The 10025-nt window shown below is 74.2% G+C and carries 4 protein-coding genes and 1 tRNA gene; 3 read left to right on the forward strand and 2 right to left on the reverse strand.

Going from position 1 to position 10025, the window contains the following annotated elements; translation table 11 throughout:
- Positions 1–180 precede the first annotated feature (180 nt).
- Positions 181–4890 carry a MobF family relaxase gene (gene mobF / locus I6A81_RS07715; RefSeq protein WP_203010136.1) on the forward strand — a complete coding sequence of 1570 codons (4710 nt, stop codon included), beginning with the start codon at positions 181–183 and terminating at the stop codon, positions 4888–4890.
- A 349-nt stretch (positions 4891–5239) separates the two neighbouring features.
- Positions 5240–6763, forward strand: a complete 1524-nt coding sequence (locus tag I6A81_RS07720; RefSeq protein ID WP_202999551.1) for a site-specific integrase — start codon at positions 5240–5242, stop codon at positions 6761–6763.
- A gap of 64 nt (positions 6764–6827) precedes the next feature.
- Here the strand turns inward: I6A81_RS07720 and I6A81_RS07725 are convergent.
- Both I6A81_RS07725 and I6A81_RS07730 read right to left on the reverse strand, forming a co-directional pair.
- Positions 6828–6914 (reverse strand) — tRNA-Ser (locus I6A81_RS07725).
- A 256-nt stretch (positions 6915–7170) separates the two neighbouring features.
- The gene (locus I6A81_RS07730; protein ID WP_202999549.1) at positions 7171–7767 is read right to left on the reverse strand and encodes a DinB family protein; all 597 of its coding nucleotides are present in this window, start codon (positions 7765–7767) and stop codon (positions 7171–7173) included.
- 388 nt (positions 7768–8155) lie between these two features.
- Between I6A81_RS07730 and I6A81_RS07735 the strand changes: the two genes are divergently transcribed.
- Positions 8156–10025, forward strand: a 1870-nt coding sequence (locus tag I6A81_RS07735) for a molybdopterin oxidoreductase family protein (RefSeq protein WP_407661270.1), incomplete at its 3' end; no start/stop codon positions are given.

Below are 10025 nucleotides of genomic sequence, written 5' to 3' on the forward strand. Positions count from 1 at the left end.
GTCGGAGGGCTGGCGCGAGGGCCGCCGCGATGTTCCGGCCGGGCAGGCTGCGGTGCCGTCATGGCGTATCCCGGCCGTTCTGGGGCCGCCGTCCTCAGGCGTCCTGGAGTGCCCCATGCCGTATCTCGCCCACCACCGCCGCGGCCCTGGCCGGTACAACTCGGGGCCTGGTGGTCTCCGATGATCGCGACGGCAAAGGTGCTGCGGGTCCGGGCCCGGGAGCCGGAGCAGGTCGCTCGGGCCGCGGCCGCGGTGGTGGCCTACGTGCAGGGAGGCCAGCCGGAGAACGCGCTGGCCGGCTACTACAGCCGGGACCAGGCGCGCGGCCGGGCCCGGGGCCGGCTGGCCTCGCTCGTCGGTCTGCGCGGGGACGTTACGGGCCAAGCGCTGGCGCGGCTGCTGCGTGGCGAGCACGCCGTGACTGGCCAGCCGCTGCTGACGGGAGCCGGCTCGGCGGGCCGGACACCTCACCTCAGTGGTGCCGTTGGGCGGAAACCCGCCAAGACCGCCGGCGAGGATGGGGAGTGGCTGACCCTCGTGGAGGCTGCGGCGATCGCCGGGGTGAGCACGGCCTATCTGCGTCGGCTCGTCGGCCGCGCCGGCGACCAGCCGACTCCCGCCGACACCTCGGCGGATCCGACGACTTCGACCGTTCCCAGGGCCGGGCCATCCAAGGCCGGTGGACGTGGCGCGCCCGATTCCCCTGGCGCGGCCACGCCCGACGAGCAGGCGGGCGCCGGTGACGTCGTCGCGGCCGGCGCCGAATCGGGTGACCACCTGACCGGGGCGCGGGGACCGGACGGCCGGTGGCGGGTGCGGCGGGCCGAGTTCGAGCGGTGGAACGCGCGGCGGGTGCCGCCGGCGACGGTGCTCGGCTACGACCTCGTGTGCGCGGCGCCGAAGTCGGTGAGCCTGCTGTGGGCGTTCGGGGACGACGCACTGCGCGCGGACATCGGCGCCGCGTTGGACGCGGCGGTGGACGCGACGATCGGCTATCTGGAGCGGCATGCCGCGTTCGGCCTGGTCGCCGGCCGCGACCAGCGCTCACTCGGCCTGGCGGTTGCCTCCTACCTGCACGACGTGTCCCGCAACACCGAGGCCCACCTGCACGTCCACAACATCATCTTCAATGTGGTCGCGGTCCCCGACGACATCGATCGGTCGGCGGCGGGTTCCCATCCAGGCCAGAGCAGGCCGACGGTGCCGCCCTGGGCGTGGCGGACGGTCGACGGGGAGGTGCTGCTCGCGCACATCAGGACCGCCGGGTTCGTCGGCGCCGCGGTGCTGCGCCACGAACTGTCCCGCCTGCGCGGCGTGGCCTGGGAGCCGGTGCGCAACGGGGTGGCGGAGCTGGCCGGGTTCCCGCCCGATCTGCTGGCCGCGTTCTCGACCCGCCACGGCGAGGTGGAGGCGGAGTTCGCCCAACTCGTCGCACAGGGGCTGGAACCGTCCGGGGCGACGAAGGCCGCCGCGCAGCGCGGCTCGCGCAAGGCGAAGAAAGTGCTCGCCGACGACGCCGTCCACGCCGCCCAGCTCGACCGGCTGACCGCCACCGGCTGGACCATCGACCAGGTCCGCCAGCTCGCCGTCGCCACGCCCGACCAGCCGGTGCCACTCGGCGAGCGGGAGATCGCCGACCTGTTCGACCTGCTCTCCGGCGCGCTGGGGCTGACGGAGAAGGCGACGACGTTCGTGCGCCGGGACGTGGTGCGCATGGTCGCGGCGTGGACGGGCGACCGGGCCGACGCCGAGACGATCGAACGGCTGACCGACCGGTTCCTGGCCGATCCCCGCGTCGTCCTGCTACACGGCACCACCCCCGGCCAGCGCCGCCGCCACCAGCCCGAACCGCTCTACTCCGTCGAGGACCTGCTGCTGGCCGAGGACACCCTGTCCGCCCTGATCCGCCAAGGCCAGGTCACCGCCGGCGCCGCCCCCCGCCTGCTCGTCGACCCCACCCTCCTCGAAACCCGACTCGCCGCCGCCACCCACCCGCCGAACCGCGCCCACCCCGGAACCTCCCCGGCCGACCCGGAACGCCGCGCCGCCCCAGTGGCGCTGTCGGCCGAGCAAGCGGAGCTGGTACGCCGGCTACTGACCAGCGGAGACCTCGTCCGCCCCGCGGTCGGCCCGGCCGGGACGGGCAAGACCGAGGCGATGCGCGCCCTGACCGGCATCCTGCGCGCCGCCGGCCGCCACGTGTTCGCCACCGCCCATGGCGGCCGCCAGGCCGAGGAACTCGCCGACCGGATCGGCATCCCGGCCCGGGTCGTCGCCAGCTGGCTCACCCTCCTCGACAACGTCACGGACCCAGCCGACGTCTGGCCGCCTGGCTCGGTCCTGATCGTCGACGAGGCCACCCAGGTCGCCACCCGCGACGCCGAGCGCCTCCTGCGCTACGCCACCCGCACCGGCACTGTCGTCCTCGCGCTCGGCGACCCCGCCCAGCTCGGCTCGGTCGGCGCCGGCGGCTGGTTCACCCACCTCGTCGCCCACACCTCCGATGTCGCGACCTTGACGACCGTGCACCGCCAGGCCGGCGCGGATCTCGCGCCGGTCCGCGCCGCGCTCGGCGCGCTGCGCGCCGACACCGCGCCGACCGTGCGCGCCGCGTTGGACCGGCTCGCCGCCGACGGCCGCATCCACCTCGCTGACGGCGCCGACGCGCTACTCGAACGCGCCGTCGCCGACTGGTACGCCGAACGCCAGCGGCGCGTCCACAGCGCGGACGACATACCCGGCGCGAACAGCGCCGGTGCCGACGCGCCGACGACCGCGACCGGCGCGCGGCACGGCGCGTCCGGCACGCGGCACGGCGCGTCCGGCACGCGGCTCGGCGCGTCTGGCGCGAACAGCGCGCCCGGCGCGAACGGCGGCGCGTCCGTCGACGGCGCGTCCAGATGGCCGGCCCACGCCGCGGCGCGACCACAACCAGCGAAGATCCACCTGATGGCCGAGCGGCACCGCGAGGTGGAAACCCTCAACCGCGCCGCCCGCGCCCTGCTCACCGCCGACGGCACCCTGACCGGCCCGGCCCTGCATACCGCCGGCCGCGAGTTCCAGATCGGCGACGAGGTCATCACCCTCACCCAGGCCGGCCACACCCTCGTCCCGGCCGGCAAGCCCGGCTCGGCCTACGTCCGGACCGGCACCGTCGGCGTCGTCACCGCGGTGCACCTCGACGCCGACAGGCCGGCTGGTCAGGCGCTGACGGTGTACTTCCCCAGCAAGGGCAGCGTCCGCATCCCCTGGGACTACCTGACACACCGGTTCGCCGACGGCCGCGACGGCGGCCTCGCCCACGCCTACGCGATCACGGCGGCCAAGGCCCAGGGCACCACGATGGACACCGCCCGCGCCGTCGTCACCGACGACACCAGCCGGGCGGGCCTGTACGTCATGCTCTCGCGCGCCCGCACCGACCTCGCCGCCTACGTCGTGCGTCGCGACCAGCTCGACGAACACGACGACGAGACGTGGCTTCCCGCCGAGCCGGGCGACGACAGTCCGCTGGACCGGCTCGCCGGCCGGCTCGACCGGTCTCGCGCCGAACGCCTGGCCAGCGACCACGATCCCTGGGCGGCCGAGGCACACCGCCTCCGTCGGCGACACACCCTCGCCGAACTCACCGCGTTCCGACTCGGCCGGCAGGTTCTGGACCGGTCAAGCGTCGCGCCGACCGCGCCGGAACGCGCTGCGCGGGAACGCACCGCGCCGGTCCGCGCCGATCCAGTCGCGCCGACCGCGCCGGGCCACGCGCCACTGGACGCGCCGACGCGACGCGCCGGCATGCCGCGCCAGGTGCTGCTACGGCGCGCCGAACTGGCCGCCGAAGCGGCGCTGCGCGCCGCCGCGCTCGCCCACCCGCCGACGGCGCTCGTGGCGCGCCTCGGCTCCCGCCCGGAAGCCGGCCCGGAGCGCGCTGTCTGGGACGCGGCCGTCGGCGCGCTGGCCGTCTACCACGCCCGCCACCAGCCCGGCGCCACCGCGCACGACGCCGGACCGCCACCCGGCGCGCGCCCAGACGATCAGGCACGCGACCCGTGGCTCTACCACCGGTACCTGGCGCACCGGCTCGTCGACGACTGGGCCGCGGGTCTGCCCGACACCGACCGAACCCGGTTCAGCGGAGTGGGCCAGGCGGTTCCGCGGAACCGCGCCGTCGCCGGTGTCCACGCCCTCCTCGACGCCGGCCTCACCCCCAGCCAGGTCACCTCGGACCTCGCCCACCCGGCTGGGGACGAGACTCGCGCCGGTGCCGCGGTGCTCGCGTGGCGCGTCACCGACCTGTGCGAACAGGTCGGCGTCGACCCGGCGCTCTACGAACTGCCCAGCCCGACGACCGCCCAGCAGGAATGGAACGAACTCGTCGGCCTGCTGAACCGCGCCGAGATCACCCACCTCGCCACCAGACCGACCGCCGCCCTGGCGGAGGAACGGCAACTCCTCGTCGACGCACCACTCGGACTGGCCGGTACCACCCGAACGCAGGTCCAGATGCGCGCACAGATGCCGCACGACGCGGACCGAGTTTCGCCCTTCAGGGCAGATCGGGTGGCACGACTGGCCCGGGTGGAGGCCGCACTCGACCGGCAGACCACGGACGCGGTCCTGCGCGCCACGGCCGAGCCCGCCAGCTACCTGACCGCGCTGCTCGGCCCCCGCCCCACCGCCACCTTGCAGGCGGCGGCCTGGGAACAGGCGGCCAGCCGGGCCGAGCGCTACCGACACCACGTCCTCGGCCTGCCCTACGGCACCCCCGCCATCATCGAAGCAGTCGAACCGGCCAGACAGGCGCTGGGAGATCGTCCCACCGACCCCCGCGCGGCCGACGCCTACGACCAGGCGCGCGACATCCACATGGTGCTCGACGCCCAGCTCCCGCTGTAGTTCCCGCGAGGCGGTGACGGCGAGGACCTCAAGCAGCACCCGATAGGCGACGATGCCCCTGGCGATGTCATTTACGATGCTTGATCCGATGTTCCGGCACCTCACGGCCTCGCCGCTACGGATGCACGGAATATCGCATTGTGGCCCTGCATGGGAATTGAAAGATATCCTGCCTATAGCGGAATGACGGCGCACCGCGAGGCACTTCCACTGGCCGCGCGCGGCCTGCCCGGCACCACGGCACGCCATCCGCCACAGCCCACATCGCAACGCTGCCGCCCTGAGCAACGAGCGCGCCTGCGTCCCCGCTCCGGCAGCGAGCCCCCTCACGGAGACAGCGGGAACACCCATGGAGATTCAGACCGAGAAGCGCTGCGGCTGCCGCGACCCGGAGACCGGGAAACAGCTCGGCAAGCGTTGCGCGAAGCTCAGAGGACGGAAACCACACGGCAAATGGTCCTGGCGCATCGAAGTGCCAGAAGAACTGATTCCCCTCGTCGGCAGGACGCAGCTGCGCGGATCGGGCTTCGCGACGAAGGACGCCGCCGAGCAGGACGCCGAGGATCAGCTGGCGAAGGTCCGGGCCGGCCAGAAGCACATCGGCACCCTGACCGTCGGCGAGTACCTCGACCAGTGGCTGGAGTCGAAGCGCCGGCTGCGCCCGACCGCGCGCCGCTCGTACGAGAGCCACATCCGGCTGCACCTCAAGCCATGGCTCGGCCAGGTGCCGCTGTCGGGCCTGCGGGCGGACCACCTCGACAAGGCCTTCCGGCAGATCGAGGCGGCGGGCGCCCGCAAGTCGCGGCCGACCGGCCCGGCGACGATCGAGCGCGTCCGGGACACGCTGCGCAACGCGCTGAACGACGCCGTGAAGCGGCGGCTGATCGGCTTCAACCCGGTGGCTGGCGTCGAGCTGCCCGAGTACATCCGGCCCGAAGTCGAGCCATGGGAGGCGCACGAGGTGGGCGCCTTCCTCGACGAGGCGGCCACCGACCGGCTCGCCGCGATGTGGGAGCTGATCGCGCTGCACGGCGTGCGCCGGGGCGAGGCCTGCGGCGCGATCTGGCCCGGCCTCGACGCCGACCTGTCGGTGCTGACGATCACCCAGCAGATCACAGAGACGGGCGCCAGGCACGGCGTGTGGCCGCCCAAGACCCGGTCGGGCAGGCGGAAGGTCGACCTCGACCCGATGACGCTCGGGTCGCTGCTGGCGCACCGGCTGAACCAGGACGCCGAGCGCGAGCAGGCCGGCGGGGTGTGGGTCAACGGGACGCTGCCGAACCAGCATGGCAAGCCGGTCGAGCTGTCGGGTCTGATGTTCACCCGACCTGACGGGCGCTACCTGCCGCCCGAGTACGTCTCGCAGCGCATGCAGACGATCGCCCGGCGGGCGGGCCTGCTCGCCACCATCCGCCTGCCGGCCCCGGCGCGGGCCGGTCACGTCGTCGTCGGGGCGCTCCAACGCGACCGCGACCCGATCGGCGAGTGGACGCTGTACGTCAACCGCGAGCCGATCGGCACCGTGACCGTCACCGCGGTGACCCGGCTGTTCGGCAACCGGCACCGGCTGGACCTGGCCGAGCCGCTAGCGGCCGGTGGCGGCGCCGGCGCCGCCGCCGACGTCGCCGTCGGTGCCGAGCTCGGCCGGGGCCTGCTCTCCCGGCGGCGGCTGCACGACCTCCGGCACGCGTCGGCGTCGATCCAGCTTCAGGAGGGGATCGACCTGGCGCTCGTCTCCAAGCGGCTCGGGCACTCCTCGCCGGCGATCACCGGGGCGCTGTACGCCCACCTGCTGCGCCCGGCCGGCCAGCGGGCCGCGCTCGCCGTGGCGAACGCGGTCCCCCGGTCCAGGCGCGCCGCCACGCCCACCTGACGCCCACAACGATCTTCAGAGCCTTGGCGCGCGTCGCCCGGAGGGCAAACGTGCTGGTAGAGAGCGGAGGGCGTGGGATTCGAACCCACGATGAGGTTGCCCCCATAGCGGTTTTCAAGACCGCCGCCATCGGCCACTAGGCGAGCCCTCCTTGACCAGCGGTCCGGAGATCGGCCAGCCCGAGGGCGACTCGGGCCGTCCGGTTCCTGTCCCGCGTGACCGGTCAGCGCGACGCTGACCGGTGGGTCGTTGTCTACTATCCCAGCCGCCGCGCCGGCTCGTCCCGAGGCTCGGGTTTAGGCCAGACCGGCGGGCGGCGCGCCGATCCGAGCACGTCGGCCGAGGCGCGTCGACCCGAGGCGCGCCGGGCGAGCCGCGTCGGCTCGGCGGAGCGACCCGGAGGTGTCTCAGCTCGCGGCGATGGGGGTGACGCCCCCGCCGGGACGGCCGGTGACGTCCCAGAGGTGGTGGACGGGGTCATGCGCGAAGTAACGCGCGAACGTGTCGATCGTGAAGCGGGCGCCGTCGCTTCGCTCGCCCGTACGCCGCCAGCGCTCGCCGGAGACGGTCGCGAACCGGGCGGCGACCTTGGCCGCCGCGGCGGCCAGGTCCGCGGCGACCTGGGCGGGGTCCTGGTCGCCGTAGTGGTCCGTGACGGCGGTCTCGTCCTGGTCCCAGTTCGGGTAGAGGGGGTTGTCCCGCGTGAGCATCAGTTGGAGCCGCTCGTCGTAGAGGCGCAGGACGTCGCGCACATGGCAGGCGTATTCCAGCGTCGACCAGCGGTCCGGCGCCGGACGGCGGCGCGCCTCGTCGGCCGGCGTCTCGGCGAGTACGGCGAGCCAGGCGGACGCGACCCGCAGCACCAGGCCCGAGACCTCGGCCGCGGGGAAGGTCGAGGCGTCGAACCCGCACTCCGGGCAGGGCCGTTCCAGCACCCAGGTCCAGTCCTTGCCGTCCGGGACAATCGCCTCGACGGCGGGCGCGCTGTGGCTCTCGGCGGTCACAGTTGCACCCTAGTCACCGGCAAATCGGGATTTGATCCCGGCCAGATGAACCTGAGCTGTCGGGTTCGCCGCCGCGGCCGTCTTGCCGGGAGCCGACATTCCGGGTGCCGCGAGGCCGCCGACGCACCGGCTGGATCTCGGCTTCGCGCGGCGAACCCGGCGGCTGCCCGCTGGCGGCGGTGGCTCGGAATCGGCTTCACGGTGTGCCGCGCGACACAGCGCGCCACGCTCACATTCCGCCGTTCCCAGGGGTGAGTGACTAGTAACCGGGTGCGCGCGGGAGAAGGCTCCTGGCGAAACACGAAGATCTGACTATTAGACCGTGTCCCCCGACCGAGCCCTGACGGCGGCCAGCGCCCCCGCGCCAGCCGCCGCCGCGCCGCGCGCCGTGGCACCGACGGCGACACCGACGACGCCGACACCGGCGACGACGGCGACGCACTGCCCGTACTGCGCGTTGCAGTGCGGGATCGAACTGCGGCCGCGGCTGTACCGGTTGGAGAGCCGTGAGCCGCGCGAGGCTTCGCCGTCGTCGCTCGGCTCCCGGCTCGGCGCGGTCGACCTCATCCCGCGCGACGACTTCCCGACCAACCGGGGTGGCCTGTGCTCCAAGGGCTGGACGGCCGCCAGTCTGCTCGACCACCCCGACCGGCTGACCACTCCGCTGGTGCGAGACCGGCGCTCCGACGGGTTCCGGCCGGCCAGCTGGGAGGAGGCGCTGGACCGGATCGTCGCGGGGTGGCGCGCCTGCCAGCGCCGCTATGGTCCCGACAGCGTCGGTGTCTTCGGCGGCGGCGGGCTGACCAATGAGAAGGCCTACGCGCTTGGCAAGTTCGTGCGGGTCGCGCTACGCAGCCGCTCGATCGACTACAACGGCCGGTTCTGTATGTCGTCGGCCGCGGCGGCCGGCAACCGCGCGTTCGGCGTCGACCGAGGCCTTCCGTTTCCGGTAAGTGACATCGCCGCGGCGGACGTCATCCTGCTGGTCGGGAGCAACCCGGCCGACACCATGCCGCCGATCATGCAGTGGTTCGACGCTGGACGGGCGAACGGCGCGAAGCACATCGTCGTCGACCCGCGCGCGACCCCGACCGCGCGCGGCGCCCACCTGCACCTCCAGCCCGTCCCGGGCACCGACCTCGCGCTCGCCGCCGGCCTGCTGCACATCGCCATCCGCGAAGGCCTGGTCGACGAGGACTACATCGCCGCCCGCACGACCGGGTACGACGCGGTCCGCCGGGCCGTGACCGCCTACTGGCCGGGACGCGTCGAGCGGATCACCGGCGTGGCCGAGGACGATCTGCGCCAGGCGGTCCGCCTGCTGGCCGAGGCGGAACGCGCCATGGTGCTCACCGCTCGCGGCGCCGAGCAGCACGCCTCGGGCACCGACACCGCGCAGGCGTTCATCAACCTGGCGCTCGCCCTCGGCCTTCCGGGCCGGCCGTCTTCCGGATACGGCACCATCACCGGGCAGGGCAACGGGCAGGGCGGCCGGGAGCACGGGCAGAAGGCCGACCAGCTGCCCGGCTATCGCAAGCTCGCCGACCCGGCCGACCGGGCGCACGTCGCCGCCGTCTGGGGCATCTCCCCGGACGATCTGCCGCCCCCGGGTGTGTCCGCCTTCGAGATGCTCGACGCGCTGGGCACCGAGGGCGGCGTGCGGGCGATGTGGGTGCTCGGTTCCAACCCGATCGTGTCCGGCCCCGACGCGAACCGGATCGCCGACCGGCTCGCCGCCCTCGACCTGCTGGTCGTCTCCGACTTCTTCCTGTCCGAGACGGCGGCCCTCGCCGACGTCGTGCTGCCGGTCGCGCAGTGGGCGGAGGAGGAGGGCACGATGACGAACCTCGAGGGCCGGGTGCTGCGCCGGCGCCGGGCGCTCGACCCGCCGCCCGGGGTGCGCACCGACCTCGACGTCATCTCCGAGCTCGCCGCCCGGCTGGGCGCGGACCCGGCGGCGTTCCCGGCCGAGCCGCGCACCGTGTTCGAGGAGCTGCGGCGGGCCAGCGCCGGCGGGCTCGCCGACTACTCCGGCATCAGCTACGAGCGGATCGAGGACGAGAAGGGCGTCTTCTGGCCCTGCCCGGCGCCAACACCGGCCGGAGGCGGGCAAGGCGGCGAGGAATGCGCGGAGGGCGCCGGCGAACGCGACAGCGGCCGCGCGGGCCGCGGCGCGACGGACGCGACGGACGCGACGGACGCGACGGACGCGACGGACGCGACGGACGCGACGGACGCGACGGACGCGACGGACGCGA

This window comes from Frankia nepalensis (assembly GCF_016786325.1).
Lineage (GTDB): Bacteria > Actinomycetota > Actinomycetes > Frankiales > Frankiaceae > Pseudofrankia > Pseudofrankia nepalensis.